Raw genomic sequence first — 25,074 nt, forward strand, 5'->3', positions numbered from 1 at the left:
GTGAACGTTTTTGTACATAGATTAGTTGACATTCATATAGATTTTTTCCATTTTCAAAGATAGTTTTGTTTTTTATGTTATTTTTCAAAAATTACTGCTGAAATTTCTATATTCATGACTCAGGATATAATTATTGTTTGATGAAATGACATACCACGTCCCTTAGAGTTTCATACGTATTACGATAACTTAAAGAAAAAAGATAATAGTAGTCAACGGTTACTATTATCTTTTTTGAACTATTTTTCATTAAAATATCTCATCTGCTGTGCTCCTTATTTACTTTTCCAGATTTTATTCTAGTTTAAAATTTATGCATTTGAACTGTTTATACAATTTGTAGGATTTTTAGCTTTTTTGTCGAATACACTTAATGCAAGGAGGGACATTACATGATTATTAAAGATTATTTCATCAACCTTTCTATTTTTTCTTTATTAGTTAGCGCAGCAATATTTATTCAAGTGTTTACAATTAATTCTAGTCGATATTTCGAAAAGCTCTATGGAGGGATTATTGCAGTTACGTTAATGTTCTTTTCTTTTCCATACATGGGATTTTCCTACGATCTTCGAGTTGTTCCTCTTATTCTATCTTTTATTTACTTTGGTCGTATTGCTGGTTGGATTACGTTAATTAGCATAATTGTAATGCGTATCTTTTACACTGGAGGGTATTGGGAACCTCCTGTGATTGCTTATTTAGGTATGGGGATTCTATTTTCTACTTTTAAAACTTATTTTAAAAAACTACATCCTTTTAAAAGTGCATCGCTATATTTTTCTGTTTTTATTGGAATAAAGTGGTTAGTTGGCGTATTATTTAATACTACATTACTTTACACAGGAGGCTTATTATATATAGCGTTAGGACTTTTAATTGGGCTATTTCTTATGGAAGCCTACCAGAGATTGTATTATTTAACACAGGACTTATCTAAAATGAATCGAGAATTAAAAAAATCGAAGCAAGAACTTGCAGATACCGTACATGAGCTTCAAGGAGGAATTTTTAAATTTAAAAAAGTGGATAAGCACTTTATACACACTTTATGTGATGGACAGTTTTATTATCAAAACGGATTTTATTCTGAACAGGTGGTAGGAAAAAGCTTACGTACTATTGATGCTTCTATTGTTCCTCCACATTTAGTTCCACAATTGATGAAGTACTATCTTCAGGCATGGGAAGGAAAAGAAATTATATTTGAATTACCTTGGCCAAATGATAAAACTATTATTCTTATTGCGCTTAGGCCGATTAAACGAAATGGACAAGTTATTGAAGTTGTTGGTTCTACAGTTGATATAACCGAAAGGAAAAAGGTAGAATCAGAATTAAGCGCTACCAAAGAATTATTGGAATCATTTATAAAGCACAATCTAGATGCTATTACCATTTCTGATCGAGAAGGGCATATTTTACAAGCCAATAAAGCTTATGAAAAGATATTTGGGTGGTCATCACAAGAAATCATAGGTAAGAGATTACCTTGTGTACCAGATTTTTTAATGGAAGAATCGCTTAAAAATATTCAGAAAATTCTAACAGGAGAATCGGTGGTTACTAGATTAGAAACTGTTAGACAACGGAGTGATGGGAGTCTTCTTGATATCAGTCTGACAGTTTCTCCTATACTAGATGTAAGAGGAAATGTGATAGCTTTATCAGCAATATGTAGAGACATCTCTGAAAGAAAACAAGCAGAAAGAGAACGGCATCAATTACACCAGCAATTAAGAGATAGTGAAATGAAGTACCGTGCACTAATCGAACAAGCAACTGATGCGGTATATGTAGTAGAGCTGAATGAAGATAATGCTCCAAGTCGATTTATTGAGGTAAACCCTGTTGGGTGTAGAAGATTTGGATATAGTAGAGAAGAGTTGCTCTCATTATCATTTTCAAATATAGTACCACAAGATTCTCAAATAATCGTAAGGTTATTAGAAAAAATTAAAAAAGGACAAACTTCCTTCACTTTGCAAGATGAATATGTTTTTCCAACAGGAAAAGTAATAACAACTGAGTTTAGTGTTCGTGTTTTTAACTTAAATGGTAAAAAAGTTTTTCTAAGTATTTCTCGTGATATCACTGAACGGCTAAAAACAGAAGAATTATTACGAAAATCTGAAAAACTTGCTGTTGTAGGACAATTAGCGACTGTAATGGCTCATGAGATTAATAATCCATTAACTGCAATGAAAGGGTTCATGCAATTACTAAAATCAACGGAAAATGAGAATAATCAGGGTTATATTAATATAGTATCATCAGAGATTGAGCGTATAGAGAGCATAACAACTGAATTTATGGCGGTAGCCAAACCACAGGTAGTAAAAATGCAACCTAATAACATTAGTGTGCTAATGGATCAAGTTTTAATGCTACTACAACCTCAAGCAATGATGCATAATATAAAATTTAGAATCGATCTTAACCCTGGTATTCCATTGATTTCATGTGAAGGAAATCAATTAAAACAAGTATTTGTTAATATATTAAAAAATGCAATTGAATCTATGCCGATGGGAGGAGAAATTCTGATTCAAATAAATATACTTGATAATAATCAAGTAAGCATTCGTTTTATCGATCAAGGGTGTGGGATTCCAAAAGAACGTATACCATACCTCGGAGAACCTTTTTATAGTATTAAAGAAGAGGGGATTGGCTTAGGATTAATGATCTGTTATAAAATCATTGAAACACATCAGGGAAAGATATTTATTAAGAGTGAAATGAATAAGGGGACTACAGTTGAAGTCACTCTCCCTATTTGTACACTTCAAAATTAAGATATTCTCTTACTGAAATTTTTTAAGAAACCATACAGAATGTAATGCCAATGTTACTTAATGAAATAATAAAGAGAAGAACACTGGTAAATGTACCCTATAGAATAGACACTTGAAAAAGCCTGTTATAAAAACATCCTTTCTTTAGAACCAAAAGAAAGGATGTTTTTAATATTGTAATTTTTCTTGGGGGCATTTCAAATTTTTACTTGTAATACATTTTTTAACTAATTTTGGTTAAGTTAGTTAAAAAGGCATTATTTTTAAGGAGCATATTCACATATAAATATCCCTCATTTTTAAAATAGAAATTTCTAAAAACTATATATAGGTTCTTTTTGAAAGGAAGGGTATTATCAATTGAAACCACATGAAAAAGTACCTGTTCACTCTATAAAATCTTTGCAGGAATTAATGCAATTACTAAAAAAATCTAAAGATTTTATAACGTTGGAGATCGCTTCAAACAAATCCTCTATAGTCATTTCATATTTTAGAACCTTAATCGATGTAAATATATTTCATGAAGAGGTTTTAACTTATATAAAAGAGAAGAGCTTCGATTCATTACAAGATATTCGGTCTGTCTTACCCTTTGAAAATTCAAAAATAACAAATCAAATGGAAGATATTCAGGATAGTATTTTAAACGGCTATATACTTATTCAGTTTGATACAGATAAATTAAATGGCTTGTTAATCAATGTGGCAAAGAAAGAAAAAAGAGATATTACAAAAGCTGAAATTGAATACAATATCGTGGGTCCACAAATCGCGTTTGTTGAAGATTTAGATGTAAACTTAAATTTAGTACGTAGAAAGCTTCCAACACCTTATTTACAAATGAAGGAATTGAAAGTAGGCTCTCTATCTAACACAACCGTTGCGATTGTATATATTGAGGGAATTGTAAATGATCAAAATCTACAAGAAATTATAAAAAGGGTGAGTCTAATAAAAACAGACCACGTTTTGGATAGCACGTATTTGATGCAGTTAATTGCAGACAACCCGAATTCTATATTTCCTCAATTTTTGAATACAGAACGACCAGACCGTGTAGCAGCTGTATTGGCAGAAGGGAAAATTGCACTTTTTGTAGATGGCTCACCTTATGCGATCACTCTTCCAACAACATTAATTGACTTTTTTTCTACGACAGAAGATTACACCATGCCTTGGATTATTGCCTCTTTTTTTCGTCTATTAAGGCTTTTTGCTTTTATGTTTTCTGTCTTAACGACTCCATTATATGTTGCAATCTTAACATATCATTACGAGCTTATTCCAAAAGAACTTCTTGAAACGTTAATCATATCGAGAAGTAAAGTACCTTTTCCTCCATTAATTGAAGCGCTTTTTTTAGAAATAACGATTGAATTACTGAGAGAAGCGGGGGCACGTTTACCAACTAAAGTGGGTCTAACTGTCGGTATAGTAGGTGGTATTGTAATTGGACAGGCATCTGTAGAGGCAAGTCTTACAAGTAATGTACTTATTATTATTGTTGCACTTTCAGCGCTTAGCTCATTTACAGCACCAATATATCGAATTGGTAATACAATTCGAGTAATTCGTTTTCCTTTTATAATATCTGCACACCTGTTGGGTTTATTAGGAATTGTTTTAACAAGCTCTTTGCTTTTAGCACGTTTATTACGTACAGAATCATTAAGACGTCCTTATTTGTTTCCTTTTTATCCTACACGCCCTACAGATTGGAAAGACAGCATTATCCGTTTGCCGATCTCAGCGATGTTTCGACGTCCTATTTTTTCAAGATCTAAACAGCGTTTTCGTTTTAATCCAGAAGAGGTAGAGAAAAATAAAATCAAATCACGAAATGATTTTGATGATTGAAATTAACAGGGAGGAGCATTATGAAACAGATCCCAATTGAGTATCAAGTCTCTCCATATATGGTGTTTTTTTTAATTATTACTATACAGATGGGGGTTGGTATGCTTGGTTTTGAAAGGATTAGTGCAAAATTAGTTGGAAATGATGCGTGGATTAGCACGCTGCTTTTTGGAATATCTGTTAATCTTATGATTTGGATTATATATCAGATTTTAAATCAGGGTAATGGAGATATCATTGCAATCAATCAAGACGTACTTGGAAAATGGATTGGTGGATTGTTCAACTTCATTTTTTTATCTTATATTGTATTGTTAGGTGCAACAACACTACATACCTATATCGAAGTAGTACATGTTTGGATGTTTCCTTCCATTTCATCTTGGATTATAGCAGGGGCTTTTTTGGGTCTATGTTATTACATTGTGACTGGAGGATTTCGTGTAGTTGCTGGAATCGGCTTCTTTGGAATCGTTATCCCAAGCATTCTAATCTTCACATTTTTTTATCCTTTGCAGTATGCAGATTTCCAAAATTTATTTCCAATTGCACAGCATTCATTCCTAGAAATTATGAAAGGAATGAAAGGAAATATGTTTAGTTTTTTTGGATTTGAAATGTTATTGTTATACTACCCATTTATTAAAAAGGCAAGAACGTCTCAAAAATATGCGCACTATGCAAATTTAGTAACGACTATTGTCTACACATACCTTATGATTTTAACTCTTGCGTTTTTTAGTGAAAAACAACTAGCGAGCGCGATATGGGCATATTTAAGCATGATTAAAATTATACAATTTCCCTTTATAGAGCGGTTTGAATACATTATTGTTTCTGTTTGGGCTTTTTTTATATTACCCAATGTTTCCTTTACATTATGGGGAGTAAGTCGTGGTATAAAAGAGGCACTGGGAATAAAGCAAAAATATGTTTTGCCAGTTATCATCCTGTTCATCTTTGTTTTATCATTTTTCTTGAATAACCGTAATAAAATTAACTTATTAAATACTTGGACAGGTCAAATTGGCTTTGTATATATATATGTATACCTACCTATATTATGGCTAATTCAAACCGCCAAAATAAAGTTAAGGAGATAAACATGAAGCGATGGATACTTTTCCTTATAGTAAGTGTCTTCTTAATAGGTTGTGCTAAAACGAAAATTGTGGATGACATTGACTTAGTTCAAGTTGCGGCATATGATACCGAAGCAAAAGGTAAGCTAAAAGGAACCTTTGCGATTTCAGCTTATAAAGGAGGCGGGGAAGGTGAAACGAAAATCTATTCAGCATCAGGCCAGACTGGTAGAGAAGTTCTTGCAAGAGCATCCGAAAAATCTTCTGGACCTCTAGAGTTGGGGCAATTGCGTGTTATTATATTTAATGAAAAAATAATTGATAAGGGAATGCAGGAAATTTTAGAGACTTTGAACCGAAATCCTAGTGTAGGAAATGCAATTTATTTAGCAATTACAAATGTAAAAGGGGAATCACTATTAAAGGGGAATTATTCTGAAGAAAAAGAAATTGCTTCCTATCTATCCTCTTTACTGGAGCAAAATATGGATAATGGAACGCAGCCAAAAACAAATTTTTTTATGTTTTTAAACCAACTTAATGATGATGCGAGAGATTCATATTTACCGATAATATCTAAAAAAGGTAATGTGTTGGAGTTAGATGGAATAGCCCTTTTTAAAAGATGTAAAATGGTTGATAAAGTAAACCCTAAAGATTTATTTGTATTTAAATTGTTGACAGATAATTTTAAACAAGGTACATACCAATTCAAACTACCTGGTTCCTCAAATACTTACGCCACGATAGAGAATATAAAAGCTAGAACAAAATATAAGATGGAGGGGAATAGTAAGCATCCATTCGTAAATGCTCATATTCAAGTTAAAGCTGAAATTCAAGAATTTACAAAAACAAAAAATCTAGATAATCCTAAAGAAATAAAAAAATTAGAAAAAATTATGGAAAAAGAAATAGAAAAAAAAGCAACTACATTGATAAAGAGATTTATTAAAAAAGACACAGATCCTATAGGACTTAGAAAGCTTGGTAGAACTCACGTAAGAAAATGGAACAGTCAAGAATGGGAAGAATCCTATAAACATTTACGTTTTCGTGTAACAGCTGATGTAAAAGTAACCCAATCTGGTGTTACAGAATAAATCAAATAAGATATGGGAAATTTTAATAAAAAAATATAGTCTCGCAGGAGATTAGGGAGAAGAGAAACGATTAACAAAGAATTTCATAAATAGTAAGATGCTTTGTTAATCGTTTTTATACCTGTAGCTTTATCACTTATAGTAATCATAATTATAATAAAAGAACAACGAAACAAATTCCCGATACCACATAATTATAAGAGGACAATAAAGCATCAAGATATAATGTATGCTTTGTCTGGAAAAAAAGAATTTCAGTACTTCAAGGTTAAACACTTAACTTTAAAGTAGTAAATTCGTTGCTTGTAGCACTTCAACTAGACTGTGCCCCCGAAAGTTAGAAAGGTCGGTTTATTAAGTAGCCTCTAGGGAATGAGCCTAGTACAATACTGGATTCATTTCCTTTTATTTTTCCTTGATTCTTTCATGATTATAGTACTTTATATACTTTGCTAATTCTTGTTTAAATTCTGTTATACTTTCAAATTCTTTCGATACAGAAATAGACATACAAAAACGCCATTCTTTCTTATAAATCTACAGAAAGAATGGCGTATTCTTCAAAAGTGAGTTCCTTTATTGAAAAGTTTTAGTTCTATATGACAGATAAAAGGGCAAGCAACGCTAAAATAGCGAGAAATCCTTGTTTCATGATAATTGATTTATTGGATGTGAAACCTCCGAAAATAGCTGCTACCACTATACAATGATGAAAAATAATTGAATCATATAACCAATGGGATTGTTTCCAAGTATAAGTCCCCGAATGAGGCTAGCTGCTAAGAATTCATTATATAAACCGTTTGCAAATTAATTGTCTAAGTATTTCTAAGTTTAAAGAGTACAGTGTCTTCGTTTTTTATTGAATCAACTTTTACATGTTGGTTCAATATTTTCTATTCTCTTGGAACTTAGTTCTCGTTTACTTCTCACAAAAGCAATAAAATCTATTATCTCTTCTGTTGACAGTGCTTCTCCATCTATTAAAAGTGTTGGATCTGGATCGTTTAGGAGTCTTGTAATATCAATTACATCTTTGTTTTGATGTGAATGTTCAATTCGGCCTAATATATAATCTACAGATGTATCAAATAAATCGGCTATTTTTGATAAAGATTGTAATGAAGGTAATCTATAACCATTTTCATACCCGGCATAGGTGCTTTTCGCAATCCCAAGTCGATCTGCTGTCTCTTGTAAGGACCATTTTTGATTTTTTCTTAATTTAGATAAACGTTCCAGCATTCGTCTCATACCCCATCTAATTTTATTAAATTAATTATAACATAGAAAAAGAATCAAGAATAGAAAAAAAGTACGCGTATTGAATACAAAATCTTGATTAATTCAAATTAAGTTCTATAATGATAAATATAAATACGCATTACGCGAACGATATATCGTTGTTTATTTTATGGAGGGGTTGTGTATGAAGAAAATTTTATTACTTGCAACTGGTGGGACAATTGCATCTGTGGAGGGGAATGAGGGGCTTGTTCCAGGATTGTCCGCTGAGGAATTATTGAATTATTTTTCGAAGTCTTCTCGAAACTTAGAAATAGATTGCAAAATCTTAATGAATATTGATAGTACCAATATGCAACCTGAGCACTGGAAAGAAATAGCTAATGCTGTTTTTAATCACTATGATGACTATGACGGGTTTGTGATTACACATGGAACGGATACGTTAGCTTATACATCTTCTGCGTTATCTTATATGCTGCAAGGTTTAAGAAAACCAGTTGTTTTAACAGGTTCACAAGTACCTATTAGTTTTAAAAAGACAGACGCAAAAAAAAATGTAGCTGATGCTCTTAGGTTTGCCTGTGAGGATGTTGGCGGTGTGTTTATTGTTTTTGATAGTAGGGTGATTATTGGGACGAGAGCAGTTAAAATGCGAACAAAAAGTTATGATGCATTTGAAAGTGTGAATTATCCATATGTTGCTGAGGTAAATGAAGATGAGGTGAAATATCATTGGAAGCCAACTTCCTCACATAGTGAACTTTCAATAAATACTAATTTATGTACGGATGTTTTTCTTATGAAATTGTATCCAGGTACAAAGCCTGAGGTATTTGATTGTTTAAAAGATTTGTATAAAGGGATTATTATTGAAAGTTTTGGAAACGGTGGATTACCTTTTGAAGGAAGGAACTTGCTTTCGAAAATTCAAGAGTTGACTGAAATGGGGATTGCTGTAGTGATTACTACTCAATGCCTGGAAGAAGGAGAAGACATACTTCTCTATGAAGTAGGACGGAAAGTGGCGCAACATCAAGTAATATTGTCTGGAGATATGAATACGGAAGCCATCATAGCAAAATTGATGTGGGCGCTTGGGAAAACTAATAAATTAGAAGAGATTAAAAAAATTATTGAAGAGCCTTTAGCCTACGATTTAACAATAAAATCTGATAAGGATTGGTAATGACTTCATATGATTTATTTAGGTTTTACATTTAATATGGGGGATAAATTAAAATGGCAATGACAAACAAGAACGTGCGAGTGGAGAATGATTTTTTGGGAGGAAAGGAATTACCTATTGAGGCATATTACGGAATTCAGACTTTACGCGCTGTTGAAAATTTCCCGATTACAGGGTATAAAATTCATGAAAGTTTAATTAGAGCGTTCGCAATTGTAAAAAAAGCAGCAGCGCTTGCGAATACAGATGTAGGAAGATTGGAATTGAACAAGGGCGGTGCGATCGCAGAGGCTGCTCAAGAAATTCTTGATGGAAAATGGCATGATCATTTCATCGTAGATCCAATCCAAGGCGGAGCGGGTACTTCAATGAACATGAATGCAAATGAAGTCATTGCCAATCGTGCTCTTGAATTATTAGGGATGGAAAAGGGAGACTATCATTATATTAGTCCAAATAGTCATGTAAACATGGCGCAATCAACAAACGATGCATTCCCAACAGCGATTCATATCGCTACATTAAACGCATTAGAAGGTTTATTACAAACGATGGGTTATATGCACGATGTATTTGAATTAAAAGCAGAACAGTTCGATCATGTGATTAAAATGGGTCGTACACATTTACAAGACGCTGTGCCAATTCGCCTTGGACAAGAATTTAAGGCGTACTCTCGTGTACTTGAACGTGATATGAAACGAATTCAGCAATCACGTCAACACTTATATGAAGTGAACATGGGAGCAACTGCAGTTGGTACAGGCTTAAATGCAGATCCAGAATATATTGAAGCGGTTGTAAAACATTTAGCTGCAATTAGTGAACTACCACTAGTTGGTGCAGAAGACTTAGTAGATGCAACGCAAAATACAGATGCATACACAGAAGTATCTGCAGCACTGAAAGTATGTATGATGAATATGTCTAAAATTGCGAATGACCTTCGCTTAATGGCATCAGGTCCACGTGTTGGTTTAGCAGAGATTATGTTACCAGCTCGTCAACCAGGTTCATCTATTATGCCAGGGAAAGTAAACCCTGTTATGCCAGAAGTTATTAATCAAATTGCGTTCCAAGTAATAGGTAATGATCATACAATTTGCCTTGCTTCAGAAGCAGGACAATTAGAATTAAACGTGATGGAACCAGTACTTGTTTTCAACTTACTGCAATCGATTAGCATTATGAATAACGGTTTCCGTGCCTTTACAGATAATTGCTTAAAAGGAATTGAAGCGAATGAAGATCGCTTAAAAGAGTATGTTGAGAAAAGTGTAGGAATTATTACAGCCGTGAACCCTCATATCGGTTATGAAGCAGCAGCTCGCGTTGCGAAAGAAGCAATTGCAACAGGGCAATCCGTTCGAGAACTTTGTGTGAAAAATGGTGTATTGTCACAAGAAGACTTAGAGTTAATTCTAGATCCATTCGAAATGACACATCCAGGGATTGCAGGAGCAACTCTTTTAAAGAAAAATTAAAAGAAGAGGGGGGACAAGTCCCTCCTCTTTGTTTACAATATAGGGATTTTATATGTGAATAGAGGTAGGGAGATTATAAGTAAGTAACAGTGGCGTTTAATAGTTCATAGAAACAAAATTAAGAGGAGCAGCAATATAATCAACATCACTTTTAAGTTAGTTAACATTGTTATCGTGTCCGCTATTTGGTTACTTAATACTTTAATTCATGTTTTTACCAATTATTTATTACCTCAAAATGCAAAGTTTTTGAAAATAACTATTTTAGATGTGAGATGAAAATAGGGGATAGATACTTAGCATTTAATAAAAAAAGATAAGATTACGAAATGTAATCTTATCTTTTCATTAAGAATAATGAATTGTAGCTTTAAGGCTTCAGAATGACTTTTATACAGTCGTCTTCACGATTATTAAAAATCTGATAACCATAACTCGCTTCTTCAAGGGGAATTTTGTGTGTAATAATCTCTTTTGGATCAAATTCTTTATTTGTTATTTTTTCAAATAGTTCCGGCATAAAATGAATGACAGGTGCTTGTCCCATTTTAAGATTAATATTTCTAACCCAAAATGCACCGAGTGGAAAGGCGTTATAATTGCCACCATAAACGCCGGTCATTTGAACCGTTCCATATTTTCTTACGGCTTTCGTAGCGATTTGAATAGGACCGAGAGTTCCACCTTGTAATTTTAATTTTTGTTCCAGAAATTCTAGAGGCGATTTTTTTCCATCCATCCCCACACAATCAATAACTACATCAGCACCGCCACGTGTAATTTCCTTTAAATGTTCTCCCATATCGGGGAATTTTGTAAACTCAAATACCTCAACATTGTTAATCTTTTTTGCATAATTCATCCGATAATCTAAGTAATCCACTGCAATTACACGTTTAGCACCTTGCATCCAAGCGAATTTTTGTGTCATTAATCCAACAGGTCCACAACCAAGGACGATAACAGTATCACCTGGCTTAACGCCTGCGTTTATTACACTCCAATAGGCTGTTGGTAAAACATCTGATAGAAATAGTAGGGATTCATCTTCAAGTTCGCATGATTCCGGTATAACAAATGGAGTGAAATTTCCAAAAGGAACTTTTAAATATTCTGCTTGTCCGCCCGGATGATTACCAAATTTCTCTGTATAACCAAAGTATCCACCAGAATCGTAATGAGGGTTTGAGTTATCACATTGACTTTCCATTTCATGTTGGCAATAGAAACAATGTCCACAAGAAACGTTGAATGGGATGACAACACGATCGCCTTTTTTCACTTTAGTGACATCTGGCCCGACTTCTTCAACGATTCCCATTGGTTCATGGCCGATAATGTATCCTTGAGGTAAGGGCATGTTGCCTTGATATAAATGTAAATCAGAACCGCAAATAGCGGTTGAAGTAATTTTTACAATAATATCATCTTTTTTCTCTAATTTTGCATCATCCACTTGTTTAACCTGTACTTGGTTTGGTCCTTGATAGGTTACAGCCTTCATCTCATATCTCCTTTTGGGTTATGTCTCAAAACATAATTTTATTTAATCTCTTGGTGAAATAGAAATCTTTCTTTTGTTTACTGAAGGGAATTAGAAAGTATACATAGTGTTGTTATGAAAGTATGTTATATCAGTTATTCTTTCTTATATGTTTTGCCCTACTTTAAGAAAAAAATCAATTTTTATTCATAATCTAATTTCCATAAAAAGGATAATTATTTTTTCGTAATTTGTAGCATATTAAAAACATCGGAGGTGAAACAATATGGGAAAAAATAATAGTGGAAGTCGTAATGAAGTATTAGTTCGAGGCGCTGAACAAGCTCTTAATCAAATGAAATATGAAATTGCACAAGAGTTTGGTGTACAACTTGGTGCAGATACAACAGCTCGTTCAAACGGATCTGTTGGTGGTGAAATTACAAAACGTTTAGTAGCAATGGCAGAACAACAACTTGGTGGTAGAGCTAACCGCTAAGTAAATTGGCTTAAAATATAGCAAATATGTAAATCAATTTCTTTTGTGTATTCATAAAAATAAAAAACCTTATATTAAACAGATTCTCACTCAAAGATTATTGATAATCTTCTTTCATAATCTTTGAGTATTTAATTTGTAAACTACTTTCCTAAACAATAAACACGCAGTGTTGGAAAGGTGTTTTCCATGCATAGTAGAAAATCTTTTGCAGGAAAAAGCATACTTAAAAATTTGATTTCAATATTGAAATCAATATTTATTATGATATTTTCGAAAGGTAGGAATTTAAAAATGGGTATATTAAGTGGAAATCCTCAAAATGAACCTTTACATTACGGAGAAGTATTTGACATTTGGAGTTATCTTCTTGCTGCACAGGGTGCAATTGCAAGCCATCAAGTATTTATGAATCACACAGGTGATGAAGATTTGAAGAAGTTTTTAGAAGGCTTAATTGAAAATGATATGAATTCGGAAATAGAAGAATTAAAAGCTCTTTTAAAGATTAATGGGGTCGCTTTACCGCCTGCTCCTCCAGAACGACCAGTTGCATCTATCGAAGACATTCCTCCTGGAGCACGTATTAATGATGTTGAAATTGCTGCAGCTGTTTCTACAGGATTAGCAGCTGGACTTGTGACATGTAGTCAAGTAATGGGAAAATGCCTTCGAGAAGATGTAGGTATGCTATTCGGACAATTTCATATGAAAAAAGCGCAGGCAGGTGTAACTCTGCTACGTTTAAGTAAGAAAAAGGGATGGGTAGTTCCACCTCCATTACATGTAAGAAATTCTGACCAAGCGTAATAAACAAAAATAAAAAAGTGGCGTTGGCCACTTTTTTATTTTTTAGATGTATCCTTAAGCTTGGATTTATTTATGGTGGAAGAATCTATATATTCATCTGACATTTCTATAGCATATTTATTATGTTGAATATGATTGTGATTTGTTAATTTATCGTCGTTACGTAGCACTAGCCTCTTCATATAAATGTGGAAGAAAACTTCTGTTCCACCAATAATTAAAGCGGCTATAAATGAAGAAAATCCAATATTATGAGTAGCATCTAAATTAGTAAACAAGGATGTTAATAACCAAATTCCAAAGAAGCTTAAACCGAAATCTGCCATTGTAGCAATCGCATTTCCGTATTTAGGTAAAATGAAGAGATCTCCGATTAAATAGGCAGTTCCCGTAAGAAAAAGAGAAATTAGTAATACTCTAGGAATTGAAATGCCTTGAAAGATACTGAGCATGATTAGCAATACTGCAGTTATCGCTGTGTACTTAATTAATAAAGCAACAATATGTTTCATCATTTTCCTCCATTGTTTAAACGTATATGGAATAAAATATTTCATTAAAAACGGATTATGCTTTTATATAGCGTAACCCGTTTTAATCACCCTTTAATGGTAAGAAGTACAACCTGGGTAAGAAGCAGGCTTATACTATGGATAGTATTTGCGGAATATCGAGCTTTATTCATAAAGGGTAGTTCCATTCTTATAATAGAGAGGTTGCCTAAGTACAGTTTTGTTCATATTAAACTTAATATTTTTGGTGTTTTGATTTTGTATCATATTCTGATTCGTTAATATAAAAATAAACAAAGTATTTTCGCGTTTAATGCATCTTTTTATCTATATATTTTCCGTAATCAGGCACAGCAATTTTATCAAATTCTTGAACGAGTGTTTTGAGGCTTGTTGATAGCAATTCACCCGACATAGGTACCCCATGTCCAGTAACAGCGGTTAGAGGCTTTAACTTCTCTAGCTTAATAACTGACTCTTTAGCAGCTTTCCAGTCTGTTGTTAAATAACGAGGCGGACCGCTTATTTCCTGTTCTTGAGTTATTACTTTATACAGATACTCCTGTTTCACTGTAACAAAAGCGTCCCCAGCGATTAAAGTTTGGTCTTTTTCTCGGAATAATGAAATATGCCCTGGAGTATGTCCTGGTGTATGAATCCATCTAAACTCTGGCATATGGGGAACAGTTCCATCGATGGGTAGCGCTTTTACGTTATTTCCTAAGTCAATTGGTTCGTTTGGGAACAGAGGAGACATTTTCGCTACCATACCACCTTCAACTGTAGGATCTGGTTCTGGATAGCTTTGTTGTCCGGTCAGGAATGGTATCTCCATTTGATGTGCATAGACGGGAACATCCCAATACTTGATGAGTTCAATTATTCCCCCAACATGATCAAAATGGCCGTGAGTTAAAATAATTGCTTTTGGGCGACTATTGGTACCAAATCGATCCTCAGCAATAGAGATAATTTCATTTGCACATTTAGGCATTCCAGCATCAACTAAAACAAAATCATTGGTATGCGGATTTCCAACAAAGCATATATTGACGATTTGAATCGTGTAACAAAATAAATCAGGTAATACTTCGATGCCGTGACCACTCTCAATTGAAGTTGCTGGAATAAACTTGTAATCACTTCCATAATTCATTTCATTGTCCAATTTTTCTCCCCCTTAATATATTTTAATACGACATTATAGTTCCCTAATCTTGAAAATTCATTTTGACGAATTTTAGAAAAGAATTAATATGAGATTAAAAAACAATAATTTAGTCCTAGAATTAAGAGGGATTCATATCAATTTATATAAAGTGCAAACAAAAAATATTGCTTTTAAAGTCACAGATTCTACTATTTTTCGAGGCGAATTTATGGCTTAATAAAAGATTTATAAAGATATTACAATATGGATTTATATAAAAAACACATAACAAATGTCGATAGAAATCCATTATGTCTAATGATTGCTTTTCATAATAAAAGAATGTTTAAGTTTGGTGATGTAATTGAAGTGAATTAGAGGGGAAATAGAAGTGATGATCTCTTCCTAACTTAATTATAGCATGTAATTTACGTTCGAAATAGACTGTTTCTTCTCATTTACTACTGTTACAATCAAGAACACATGAATAGTAAGGAGAGGTGCCAAATGAGTTCTTTCGTTCTCGATTTTCAGGAAATAGAAAAAACGCAGCTTTTTCTCGTTGGTGGAAAAGGATTGAATTTAGGGGAGTTATCCAATATTCAAGGGATACAAGTGCCAGAAGGATTTTGTGTTACAACGGTAGGGTATGAACAGGCCATTGGAAAAAATGGAGCGTTTCAAACTTTATTGAATCAATTAGCAATGCTAAAAATTGAGGAACGAGATCGAATTGGTGAAATTAGTAAGCAGATTAGAGAAGTCATTATGGCGGTGGAAATTCCAGTTGATGTAGTGGAATCAGTAGCTCATTATCTCTCGCACTTTGGCGATGAACATGCATATGCAGTGCGTTCGAGTGCTACTGCTGAAGATTTACCGTATGCCTCGTTTGCTGGTCAACAAGATACGTATTTAAATGTTATGGGAAAAGAAAACATTTTGCAGCATATTAAAAAATGCTGGGCTTCTTTGTTTACAGATCGGGCGGTTATATACCGAATGCAAAACGGTTTTGATCATAATCAAGTTTCTATATGTGTTGTCATTCAAAAAATGGTTTTCCCTGAGGCTTCAGGGATTTTATTTACTGCGGATCCGATTACTTCGAATAGGAAGGTGTTGTCAATCGATGCCAGCTTTGGACTTGGCGAGGCGCTAGTATCTGGATTGGTTTCTGCCGATAATTATAAGGTAAAAGAAGACGAAATCGTCGAAAAGGTCATCGCAACGAAAAAATTAGCCATCTATGGACGAAAAGAAGGCGGAACAGAGAGAAAGAAAATTTCTCCTAATCAGCAAAAAGTTCAAACACTTACTGAACAACAAATTTTACAACTAGCACGCATCGGAAGACAAATCGAAGCTTATTTTGGTTGTCCGCAAGATATTGAATGGTGCTTAGTTGATGATACATTTTATATAGTCCAAAGTAGGCCGATTACGACTTTATATCCAATTCCAGAAGTAAATGATGGGGAAAATCACGTATATGTATCGGTCGGTCACCAGCAAATGATGACTGATCCTTTGAAGCCATTAGGAATGTCTTTATTTCAGTTAACATCTTTCGGACCAAGGTTTCAAGCTGGGGGAAGGTTGTTTGTTGATGTTGCACAAAGATTGGCTTCACCTGCAAGTAGGGAGTTTTTATTAAATACAATAGGTGAGTCGGAGCCGCTTATTAAAGATGCATTAATGACTGTAATAGAGCGAGATAATTTTATCAAATTGTTACCGGATGATGAAAAAGAAAATAGTAAGAGAATGCCGCCTGCAGGCTCACAACCACAAATCGAAAATGATCCAGCAATCGTTACGGATTTAATAAAGAATAGTGAAGCATCGATCGAAGAGTTAAAACAAAACATTCAAATGAAATCAGGATCAGATGTACTTAGTTTTATTTTAGAAGATATCCAGCAATTAAAGAAAATATTATTTGATCCGCAAAGTATGGCTGTAATTATGGCAGGTATGAATGCTTTATCATGGATCAATGAAAAAATAGAACAATGGCTAGGGGAAAAGAATGCAGCAGATGTACTTTCACAATCTGTACAACATAATATTACGTCAGAAATGGGGCTAGCGTTATTGGATGTGGCAGATGTGATCCGGCCGTATCCGGAAGTCATTGCGTATTTACAGCATGTAGAAGATGACAGATTTTTAGATGAATTAATTCAGTTTAAAGGCGGGGAAAAAGTTCGGGATGCAATCGATGCCTTTCTAAATAAATATGGAATGAGATGCAGCGGAGAAATTGACATTACGAAAACGCGCTGGAGTGAACAGCCAGCTACAATTATACCGATGATTTTAAATCATATAAGAGACTTTGAATATGGTGCTAGTAAGCGGAAGTTTGAAGAAGGGCTGCAGGAAGCTTTGAAAAAAGAAGCAGAGCTGTTAGAGCGATTGCAGCACTTGCCGGATGGGGAACAAAAAGTAGAAGAGACGAAGAGAATGATTTGTAACCTCCGCAATTTCATCGGTTATCGTGAATATCCGAAATACGGCATGATTCATCGTTATTTCATATATAAGCAGGCATTACTGAAAGAAGCAGAGAAACTTGTGCAAAATAATGTTCTGGATGAAATAGAAGATATATACTATCTAACTTTTGAAGAACTTCACGAAGTCGTCCGCACAAATAAACTAGATTACAAGATTATTCATAAACAAAAAAATGCGTACAAATTATATGAAAAACTAACACCTCCGCGTGTTATCACGTCTGATGGAGAAATCATTACAGGTAAGTACAAACGCGAAAATCTCCCGGCTGAAGCAATTGTAGGTTTGCCTGTTTCTTCTGGAGTGGTTGAGGGGAGAGCACGCGTTATTTTAAACATGGAAGACGCGAATTTGGAAGATGGAGATATATTAGTTACGGCATTTACCGATCCTGGGTGGACACCTTTGTTTGTTTCTATAAAAGGGTTAGTCACTGAAGTCGGCGGGCTTATGACGCACGGAGCAGTGATTGCACGTGAGTATGGCCTGCCAGCAGTTGTTGGAGTAGAGAACGCTACGAAACTAATAAAAGACGGGCAACGAATTCGGGTACATGGAACAGAAGGATATATTGAAGTGTTGTAGTTGTATTTTAGATAAATAAAGAAATCGTCCACTAAATATAGTGGACGATTTCTTTATGATTTTAATAGTTTTATCAACTTTCATCAATATTTTCTGAAATATTGATGAATCAGAATGTATGTTCATCTAAAACAAAGGATTTTTTCAAAAATATTACAAATTCAGACAATGCATTGATAATTTTCTGAATTTTCCGTAATATATAAACGTTGTATCGTATTTAATATTGGGGAGGAATAGGGATGAAGAAAAAACCTTTTAAAGTGCTGTCTACGCTTGCGGCGGCAGCTGTGCTTAGTTGCACATTTGGGTATGGGGGTCAATCTGTTTATGCGGCAACGCCGTCTAATGGAGGAACTTTAAGTCCGATTGATGAAAATTTAATTCAAGAGGAGCGTTTAGCAGATGCGCTCAAGAAACGCGGTGTAATTAATGAATCTACGTCGAAAGAAGACACATTAAAAGCTGTTGAAAAATACGTAGAGAAGAAAAAAGGAGAAAATGCGGGAAAAGAACCAGCAGCGGGGGATAGTGTTACGAGAGAAGCGGCTGACTTTTTGAAAAAAGTTAAAGATGCAAAAGCAGATGAGAAAGAAAAAGCAGATCAACCTGCTAGTGGTCCAGTAGCGGGACAAGAGCCGGTTAAAGGGGGATTAAACGGCCAAGTACCAACTACTTCAGCGAAGCAAAAACAATATAACGGTGATGTTCGTAAAGATAAAGTTCTCGTATTGCTAGTAGAGTTTGCGGACTTTAAGCATAACAATATTGATCAAGTACCAGGTTATATGTATTCAAATGATTTTAATCCAGAACATTATCAAAAAATGTTATTTGGTAATGAGCCATTTACACTCTTTGATGGTTCAAAAGTACCAACATTTAAACAATATTATGAAGAGCAATCTGGTGGTAGTTATACAGTAGATGGCACAGTAACAAAGTGGTTGACAGTTCCTGGTAATGCGGCAGATTATGGCGCAGATGCAGGAGATGGCGGTCATGATAATATGGGACCAAAAGGACCTCGTGATTTTGTAAAAGAGGCATTAAATGCGGCTGTAGAAAGTGGTATTGATTTATCTGAATTTGACGAATACGATCAATATGACAATAATGGTGATGGCAATAAAAATGAACCAGATGGTCTGATTGATCACTTAATGGTCATTCACGCTGGAGTTGGGCAAGATGGGGGCGGTGGTAGACTAGGTGATGATGCAATTTGGTCACATCGTTGGCACCTTGGAACACCATATCCAATTGAAGGAACAAAAGCAAAAGTTGATAACTGGGGCGGTAAGATGGCAGCATACGACTACACAATTGAGCCAGAAGACGGAGCGGTTGGTGTATTCGCACATGAATTTGGTCATGATTTAGGTCTTCCAGATGAGTATGATACGAAGTACACAGGAGCAGGTGAGCCAATTAACTCCTGGTCTGTTATGAGTGGCGGTAGCTGGGCTGGTAAAATTGCAGGAACAACGCCACCGAGTTTCTCTCCGCAAAACAAAGAGTTCTTTCAAAAGAACATAGGTGGAAACTGGGCCAATATTGTAGAGGTTGACTATAATAAATTAAATCGTGGTATTGGCTATGCGACGTATTTAGATCAAAGTGTAACGAAATCAAATCGTCCTGGTCTGATTCGTGTTAACTTACCAGATAAAGAGGTGAAAGGTATTCAGCCTGCATTCGGTAAGAAGTACTACTATAGTACAAAAGGTGATAACCTTCATACAACATTAGAAACGCCAGTGTTTGATTTAACAAATGCAACAAATGCGAGGTTTGATTATAAATCAATGTATGAAATTGAAACGGATTATGACTTCCTTGAAGTACATGCAGTGAAAGAAGATGGTACGAAAACGTTAGTGGATCGAATTGGTGAAAAAAATGTGAAAAATGGTCTAGACACAACAGATGGTAAATGGGTAGATAAGTCTTATGACTTAAGCAAATTCAAAGGTCAAAAAGTAAAATTAGTATTCGAATACATTACAGATGGTGGTTTAGCGCCGACCGGTTTTACTTTTGATAATGCTACATTAACTGTAGATGGAAATGTTGTGTTCTCTGATGATGCAGAAGGCGAAACGAAATTTAAATTAAATGGTTTTGTTGTAGCAGACGGTTTTGATAAGAAGAAGCATAACTACTATTTAGAGTGGAGAAACTATGCTGGTGCTGATCAAGCGTTAAAATATAGCAGTGGTGTACCATATAATACAGGTCTGCTAGTATGGTATGCAGACTCTAGCTTTACAGATAATTGGGTTGGTTTACATCCAGGTGAAGGTTTCTTAGGAGTTGTTGACTCTCACCCAGAGGCAATTGTTGGAACACTAAACGGCAAACCAACTGTTAAAAATAGTACACGATTCCAAATCGCAGATGCTGCGTTCTCCCTTAACCAAACGCCAGCATGGAAAGTGGTATCTCCAACACGCGGAACATATGATTACAAAGGATTACCAGGTGTAACGAAGTTTGATGACTCTAAATTGTATATAAATGATTTAATCCCAGATGCAGGACGTAAATTACCGAAATTTGGATTGAAATTTGAAGTAGTTGGACAAGCAGATGATAATTCTGCAGGTGCAGTTCGTTTATATCGTTAATAATGTAGAAGCTGTTGAAGGGGAGTCCTTTCAACAGCTTTTTTTACAGAAACATAAATTTCAAGTTATTAATAAAATAATAGAAATTACTAAGCAAGCGGGCTTATTTCTTTAAGCCAGCAGCATAAAAAGGTCCATGAACTGCGATTGTTGATAAAAAGCGAGCAATCTCCTCAGGTGTTTCTTTTTGTCCATTATTTAACCATTGTTGGATGACACCTATATGTGCAGATGCCATATAAGAAGTTAAATATTCGCTTGGAACAAGTAAATTCTCCTTATTAATGAGAGGACCATTCGTATCTTCAAATAATGTTTTCCACATAAAGTCTTTCAGTTTTGTTTGGAAAGATAAATCTCCTTTCGGACTTAGTACAGCTCTCATAAAATCACTATTTTCATTTAGAAATTCAAGAATAGAAGTGATAAGTATAAATGGCATTGTTGGAGAAGGATTTGATCCAAGGTCAGCAATAACTTCCGGGAATTTCTGTTTAGCAATGCTAGAAAACTCGTACATAATGTCTTCTTGGCATTTTGTCATTAAATCAAATTTATCTTGATAGTGCGCATAGAAAGTACCGCGATTAATGTTTGCTTTCGTTGTAATATCTTTCACTGTAATGGCGTCAAAACCTTTTTCTTCAATTAGCTCCACCAATGCATTTCGTATGGCAGTTTTCGTACGAACAACACGCAAATCTAAATTATTATCGCGCAAAGCATATCCCTCCTTAATTTTACTCAACACATTTGGAAAATGTGTCTTATAACCAACACATTCACGATTTTTGATTATTGTATAAGGTTCAACTCGAACATATAATTCAAAATATAAATAAACAACACGTTGTTGGTTATTATAGATCAAATTAAGGGAGGAGAAAAGAAAATGTTTAAAAATAAACTTTTATTTTTATCACCAGTTATTGCACTACTTGTTGTTTTTATTTTTTCATTAACGCTATTTCCAACTGTTCAACCGCAGCCGAAAAACTTGCCAATTGCAATTGTAAATGAGGATCAAGGTGTAGAAATTCCAAATCAACCGAAAATGAATATGGGGCAAACGATCGTTGATAACATGAAAAAAACAGCGAAATCAGAGGAAGAACCCGCAGTGAAGTGGGTAGAAGTAAAAAATAAAGAAGCCGTTCAAAAGGGATTAAACAATAAAGAGTATTACGCGGCATTAGTCATCCCGAAAGAATTTAGCGCAAAACAAGCGTCGTTACGAACACCACAGCCATCTTCACCTGAGATAGAAATATATATTAATCAAGGAATGAATACGGCTGCATCAACTATGGCAGGGCAAATATTACAGGCGATTGTTGATAATATGAACAATACTGTTCGTACACAAATATTAGAAGGGTTGAAAGCAAAAGGAGCTACTGTAACAACAGATCAAGCTGAGAAATTAGTAACACCTATTGTAAAGAACGTCAAAAATGTGAATGAGGTCGGCAAAAATAGTGCGAACGGTAACTCACCAATATCATTATTCCAGCCGTTATGGATTGCAAGTTTAGCTAGTGCAGCGATTATTTTTATTGCGATTAGTAAAATGCCAGTAAGCTCAAGAAAAGAAAACTTTCTGTTAAAAGTAAAACAAATCGTAACAGGAGCTATTGCGACACTTGTAATTGGGTTTGGTCTTACATGGATTGCAGATGGGATGGTAGGGTTAAATATTTCGAACTTCACGGATACAGCTCTATTCTTATCCATTACTTCTTTTAGTTTCTTCTTAATGATATCTGCAGTACTATCATTAGTTGGGCTAAAAGGAATCGGTTTATTCGCTTTATTACTATTCTTCGGGGCACCGTTATTATCATTAGCACCTGAGATGTTGTCTCCGTTTTATCAAGACTGGGTTTACTCATGGTTACCAATGAAATTTATGATTGAAGGCCTAAGAGAAATCTTCTTCTTCGGAAAAGGGTTAAGCTGGAATACACCTGTTACTGTACTCGTTTGGATTGGTATAGTAAGTATGGTTACTATATTAGCAACTGCACTCAAACGTAGTGTAGTAAAAGGGCATAAAACAGAATTGAACGCTTAAAAACAAGCCGTTTCACTAATTAGTGAAACGGCTTGTTTGTGATTTTTTCTCAATGTAAATGCTTGATTGTTGAAAAGTGTAGTGTTTAGAATTAAGGCGAAATCTTTAAAGATCGCGTACGTTCCAAACAATCTCACCACGTTCATCATCCCACGTACTGTGATGCCGCTTAAATCCTATCTTTTCTAGTACCCGGAGGGAAGCGATATTCCAAGCACCTACAGTCGACCAAAGTCTTTGGCGCCCAGTAGCAATCGCCGCGTCCAGTACAACAGATGCGGCCTCAGTCGCATAACCTTTACCATGAGCGCTGCGGAACAACTCGTATGCAATCTCCGGCTCTTCAAGTGTGGAACGACCGATAATTAAGCCACAGTACCCAATGAAATCGCCTTCGTCTCTCCTTCGAATAGTGAGAAGGGAAATACCATTTTCGTCTGCCTTCTTGCGCATCTCAATAAGCCGGTTACGAACGGAATCAACGGCTGGAATGTCCACGCCACGTTCGCCAATTAATTTGCTCAGCCAAACGGAATCGGATTCCTCCCACATACTAAGCTCAAGTCTTTCGGTTTTCAGCTGGAAGGCCATAGTTTTAAATAAAGATGGCATAGTGGTACCTCCTAGTTATATGACTGGATTCATAATAGCTTCGCATCTCAACACCACATCTGGTTGGAAACCTGATTCATTCGCGAATTTATAGCAACAGCGTACAAAAAAATAGTGATATTTTATCCGCTATTTGCCGTGTAGTAAAATCCCCACTGATTATAGTTTCACTTTATGAATAAGCAATTCCTTTACAAAATAGACCCTTTTCTCAAACTTTTCTTTCAATCTAAAGCCGTCCCGTTATATACACAGGCTCCTACTATTTCTAAATGCATAAAATGTTAAGCGAAAGTATGGGGGGATATGATGTATAATTCGAATTATTATGATTGGTATAGGCAGAATGATAAGTTAATTAGTGATATTGAAAAAGCTATAAATGGAGAGTATAGCGCTATAAGCTGCTATGCAAAATTAGCGAATATGGCTCCAAATCAAGTAGAACAAAAACAAATTCTTGAAATTCGTAATGATGAAATAAAGCATTTCCACAACTTTGTACAAATTTATACGAACTTAACTGGTAGGCAGCCAAAACCACAAATTACTGAAGACTGCCCAAATACGTATTTACAAGGATTAGAGTTCGCTATACAAGATGAACAAAAAACAGTAGATTTTTATTTGGAAATTTCAGATGAGACATCGGATGTACATTTGAAAGAGTTGTTACGGAGAATAGCTGCGGATGAACAAAATCATGCAGTATGGTTTTTATATTACTTCGTGAAGTCGAAGTGAGCATTAAGAATGACTGATGTGGTGAATATATTAGAAGTTATTTTAAAACGCAGTGCAACGATTGAATAAGATATGTAAATGTAAGTAGAAGGAAACCGTTTCGCTAGTAGTGGAGCGGTTTTTTTATGATGTACTTATGTATCGACAAAATATAGTAATTAAATTTGATATATAATGTATAGAACAAAAATAAATAAGCTAGGAGCAGACATATGAAAAGAGGGATTACAGTAGATATTCTAGATGGATATGATAATTTACTTTGGAAAGTATTAAAGCCAATTGATATTACTGTATTTGATTGGCGAGTGAGGGATGAGGAGTCCTACTTAATAGCACGTGGTGAATTGGATGAGGCATTATTTCCAGAAGAACCAAGTGTAGTGGAAGGGTTAGCGTTGAAAAAGTTAGTTAAAGACAACATATATTATCTTATTTTTGCAGATTTAAAAGCATATCCTAAAGGAGAAATAGCGATAGATATTGAAACATACGAAGAGTTTAAGGAAAGCAAGTGTGAGGTAGTTGTATTAGCGGTGGATGCTCAATACATACAAATTTATGCGAAAGATCAAAAATCGATTGAATTAATGTATGAAAACGCAGTGAATCAAGGATTTTATGTAGAATATATTACAGATGAAAATGATGGAAGGACTCGTTTGTCAGTATGGTAGCAATTTGAAAGGGG

19 protein-coding genes and 3 pseudogenes are annotated in these 25,074 nt (G+C 34.7%); 14 read left to right on the forward strand and 8 right to left on the reverse strand.

Annotated elements, in window-relative coordinates; genetic code table 11:
* The first annotated feature begins 392 nt into the window (after positions 1–392).
* From ACTFN4_RS13850 to ACTFN4_RS13870, 5 genes and pseudogenes are all read left to right on the forward strand, one after another.
* Positions 393–2,798, forward strand: coding sequence for a PAS domain S-box protein (locus tag ACTFN4_RS13850; RefSeq protein ID WP_417052404.1), 2,406 nt, complete (start codon positions 393–395; stop codon positions 2,796–2,798).
* A 360-nt stretch (positions 2,799–3,158) separates the two neighbouring features.
* The gene (locus tag ACTFN4_RS13855; RefSeq protein WP_000802295.1) at positions 3,159–4,658 is read left to right on the forward strand and encodes a spore germination protein; all 1,500 of its coding nucleotides are present in this window, start codon (positions 3,159–3,161) and stop codon (positions 4,656–4,658) included.
* A gap of 20 nt (positions 4,659–4,678) precedes the next feature.
* Entirely contained in the window at positions 4,679–5,761 is a 1,083-nt protein-coding gene (locus ACTFN4_RS13860) for a GerAB/ArcD/ProY family transporter (RefSeq protein WP_000809697.1), read from the forward strand.
* A 2-nt stretch (positions 5,762–5,763) separates the two neighbouring features.
* Complete coding sequence (locus ACTFN4_RS13865) at positions 5,764–6,843, forward strand: Ger(x)C family spore germination protein (RefSeq protein ID WP_000832874.1); 1,080 nt, start codon at positions 5,764–5,766, stop codon at positions 6,841–6,843.
* A 147-nt stretch (positions 6,844–6,990) separates the two neighbouring features.
* Positions 6,991–7,123 (forward strand): annotated as a pseudogene (locus ACTFN4_RS13870) (excinuclease ABC subunit C); the annotation flags it as partial.
* A 125-nt stretch (positions 7,124–7,248) separates the two neighbouring features.
* Here the strand turns inward: ACTFN4_RS13870 and ACTFN4_RS13875 are convergent.
* From ACTFN4_RS13875 to ansR, 3 genes and pseudogenes are all read right to left on the reverse strand, one after another.
* Positions 7,249–7,335 (reverse strand): annotated as a pseudogene (locus tag ACTFN4_RS13875) (IS3 family transposase); the annotation flags it as partial.
* Positions 7,336–7,438: 103 nt separating this feature from the next.
* A pseudogene (locus tag ACTFN4_RS13880) lies at positions 7,439–7,653 on the reverse strand (DUF1304 domain-containing protein); the annotation flags it as partial.
* 57 nt (positions 7,654–7,710) lie between these two features.
* Positions 7,711–8,088 carry an HTH-type transcriptional regulator AnsR gene (ansR, locus tag ACTFN4_RS13885; RefSeq protein ID WP_000893569.1) on the reverse strand — a complete coding sequence of 126 codons (378 nt, stop codon included), beginning with the start codon at positions 8,086–8,088 and terminating at the stop codon, positions 7,711–7,713.
* Positions 8,089–8,272: 184 nt separating this feature from the next.
* Here ansR and ansA point away from each other — a divergent pair, with 184 nt between their 5' ends.
* Together ansA and aspA are read left to right on the forward strand one after the other, a co-directional pair.
* Entirely contained in the window at positions 8,273–9,277 is a 1,005-nt protein-coding gene (gene ansA / locus ACTFN4_RS13890; protein WP_000722302.1) for an asparaginase, read from the forward strand.
* A gap of 53 nt (positions 9,278–9,330) precedes the next feature.
* On the forward strand, positions 9,331–10,761 hold the full coding sequence (gene aspA / locus ACTFN4_RS13895) for an aspartate ammonia-lyase (protein ID WP_001251924.1): 1,431 nt from the start codon (positions 9,331–9,333) through the stop codon (positions 10,759–10,761).
* A gap of 370 nt (positions 10,762–11,131) precedes the next feature.
* Here aspA and ACTFN4_RS13900 read toward each other — a convergent pair whose 3' ends face one another.
* A complete protein-coding gene (locus ACTFN4_RS13900) occupies positions 11,132–12,265 on the reverse strand; it encodes a zinc-dependent alcohol dehydrogenase (RefSeq protein ID WP_000649086.1) in 1,134 nt (377 codons plus the stop codon).
* Between the two features lie 265 nt (positions 12,266–12,530).
* On the opposite strand from ACTFN4_RS13900, the gene sasP reads away from it, so the two are divergent.
* On the forward strand, positions 12,531–12,743 hold the full coding sequence (sasP, locus tag ACTFN4_RS13905) for a small acid-soluble spore protein, SasP family (protein WP_439962454.1): 213 nt from the start codon (positions 12,531–12,533) through the stop codon (positions 12,741–12,743).
* Positions 12,744–13,037: 294 nt separating this feature from the next.
* Positions 13,038–13,553, forward strand: coding sequence for a DUF3231 family protein (locus tag ACTFN4_RS13910; RefSeq protein ID WP_001986359.1), 516 nt, complete (start codon positions 13,038–13,040; stop codon positions 13,551–13,553).
* 35 nt (positions 13,554–13,588) lie between these two features.
* On the opposite strand, the gene ACTFN4_RS13915 is transcribed toward ACTFN4_RS13910, so the two are convergent.
* Both ACTFN4_RS13915 and ACTFN4_RS13920 read right to left on the reverse strand, forming a co-directional pair.
* Positions 13,589–14,065, reverse strand: a complete 477-nt coding sequence (locus ACTFN4_RS13915) for a YndM family protein (protein WP_000680674.1) — start codon at positions 14,063–14,065, stop codon at positions 13,589–13,591.
* A gap of 310 nt (positions 14,066–14,375) precedes the next feature.
* Positions 14,376–15,233 (reverse strand): MBL fold metallo-hydrolase, encoded by an 858-nt coding sequence (locus tag ACTFN4_RS13920; protein WP_086384921.1) that lies wholly within the window; start codon positions 15,231–15,233, stop codon positions 14,376–14,378.
* A 489-nt stretch (positions 15,234–15,722) separates the two neighbouring features.
* Between ACTFN4_RS13920 and ppsA the strand changes: the two genes are divergently transcribed.
* Positions 15,723–18,323 (forward strand): phosphoenolpyruvate synthase, encoded by a 2,601-nt coding sequence (gene ppsA, locus ACTFN4_RS13925; protein WP_135811526.1) that lies wholly within the window; start codon positions 15,723–15,725, stop codon positions 18,321–18,323.
* A gap of 242 nt (positions 18,324–18,565) precedes the next feature.
* Positions 18,566–20,953, forward strand: a complete 2,388-nt coding sequence (locus ACTFN4_RS13930; RefSeq protein WP_000728991.1) for an immune inhibitor A domain-containing protein — start codon at positions 18,566–18,568, stop codon at positions 20,951–20,953.
* A 103-nt stretch (positions 20,954–21,056) separates the two neighbouring features.
* Here ACTFN4_RS13930 and ACTFN4_RS13935 read toward each other — a convergent pair whose 3' ends face one another.
* Positions 21,057–21,674, reverse strand: coding sequence for a TetR/AcrR family transcriptional regulator (locus ACTFN4_RS13935; RefSeq protein ID WP_001205505.1), 618 nt, complete (start codon positions 21,672–21,674; stop codon positions 21,057–21,059).
* 171 nt (positions 21,675–21,845) lie between these two features.
* Here ACTFN4_RS13935 and ACTFN4_RS13940 point away from each other — a divergent pair, with 171 nt between their 5' ends.
* Complete coding sequence (locus tag ACTFN4_RS13940; RefSeq protein ID WP_000475842.1) at positions 21,846–23,027, forward strand: YhgE/Pip domain-containing protein; 1,182 nt, start codon at positions 21,846–21,848, stop codon at positions 23,025–23,027.
* Between the two features lie 105 nt (positions 23,028–23,132).
* Here the strand turns inward: ACTFN4_RS13940 and ACTFN4_RS13945 are convergent, their stop codons facing one another.
* Entirely contained in the window at positions 23,133–23,639 is a 507-nt protein-coding gene (locus ACTFN4_RS13945; protein WP_001139523.1) for a GNAT family N-acetyltransferase, read from the reverse strand.
* Between the two features lie 309 nt (positions 23,640–23,948).
* Here ACTFN4_RS13945 and ACTFN4_RS13950 point away from each other — a divergent pair, with 309 nt between their 5' ends.
* Both ACTFN4_RS13950 and ACTFN4_RS13955 read left to right on the forward strand, forming a co-directional pair.
* Positions 23,949–24,383, forward strand: coding sequence for a ferritin-like domain-containing protein (locus ACTFN4_RS13950; RefSeq protein WP_000282831.1), 435 nt, complete (start codon positions 23,949–23,951; stop codon positions 24,381–24,383).
* A 212-nt stretch (positions 24,384–24,595) separates the two neighbouring features.
* On the forward strand, positions 24,596–25,060 hold the full coding sequence (locus ACTFN4_RS13955) for a DUF2691 family protein (protein WP_000820201.1): 465 nt from the start codon (positions 24,596–24,598) through the stop codon (positions 25,058–25,060).
* Positions 25,061–25,074 lie beyond the last annotated feature (14 nt).

The organism is Bacillus cereus group sp. MYBK95-2 (assembly GCF_051915225.1).
Classification (GTDB): domain Bacteria; phylum Bacillota; class Bacilli; order Bacillales; family Bacillaceae_G; genus Bacillus_A; species Bacillus_A cereus.

Coding starts and splice junctions, on each gene's coding strand:
- ACTFN4_RS13900 (WP_000649086.1), bottom strand. CDS start 12,265: ATGAAGGCTGTAACCTATCAAGGACCAAACCAAGTACAGGTTAAACAA.
- ACTFN4_RS13910 (WP_001986359.1), top strand. CDS start 13,038: ATGGGTATATTAAGTGGAAATCCTCAAAATGAACCTTTACATTACGGA.
- ACTFN4_RS13850 (WP_417052404.1), top strand. CDS start 393: ATGATTATTAAAGATTATTTCATCAACCTTTCTATTTTTTCTTTATTA.
- ansA (WP_000722302.1), top strand. CDS start 8,273: ATGAAGAAAATTTTATTACTTGCAACTGGTGGGACAATTGCATCTGTG.
- ACTFN4_RS13950 (WP_000282831.1), top strand. CDS start 23,949: ATGTATAATTCGAATTATTATGATTGGTATAGGCAGAATGATAAGTTA.
- ACTFN4_RS13930 (WP_000728991.1), top strand. CDS start 18,566: ATGAAGAAAAAACCTTTTAAAGTGCTGTCTACGCTTGCGGCGGCAGCT.
- aspA (WP_001251924.1), top strand. CDS start 9,331: ATGGCAATGACAAACAAGAACGTGCGAGTGGAGAATGATTTTTTGGGA.
- ACTFN4_RS13915 (WP_000680674.1), bottom strand. CDS start 14,065: ATGAAACATATTGTTGCTTTATTAATTAAGTACACAGCGATAACTGCA.
- ACTFN4_RS13865 (WP_000832874.1), top strand. CDS start 5,764: ATGAAGCGATGGATACTTTTCCTTATAGTAAGTGTCTTCTTAATAGGT.
- ansR (WP_000893569.1), bottom strand. CDS start 8,088: ATGCTGGAACGTTTATCTAAATTAAGAAAAAATCAAAAATGGTCCTTA.
- ACTFN4_RS13860 (WP_000809697.1), top strand. CDS start 4,679: ATGAAACAGATCCCAATTGAGTATCAAGTCTCTCCATATATGGTGTTT.
- ppsA (WP_135811526.1), top strand. CDS start 15,723: ATGAGTTCTTTCGTTCTCGATTTTCAGGAAATAGAAAAAACGCAGCTT.
- ACTFN4_RS13940 (WP_000475842.1), top strand. CDS start 21,846: ATGTTTAAAAATAAACTTTTATTTTTATCACCAGTTATTGCACTACTT.
- ACTFN4_RS13955 (WP_000820201.1), top strand. CDS start 24,596: ATGAAAAGAGGGATTACAGTAGATATTCTAGATGGATATGATAATTTA.
- sasP (WP_439962454.1), top strand. CDS start 12,531: ATGGGAAAAAATAATAGTGGAAGTCGTAATGAAGTATTAGTTCGAGGC.
- ACTFN4_RS13945 (WP_001139523.1), bottom strand. CDS start 23,639: ATGCCATCTTTATTTAAAACTATGGCCTTCCAGCTGAAAACCGAAAGA.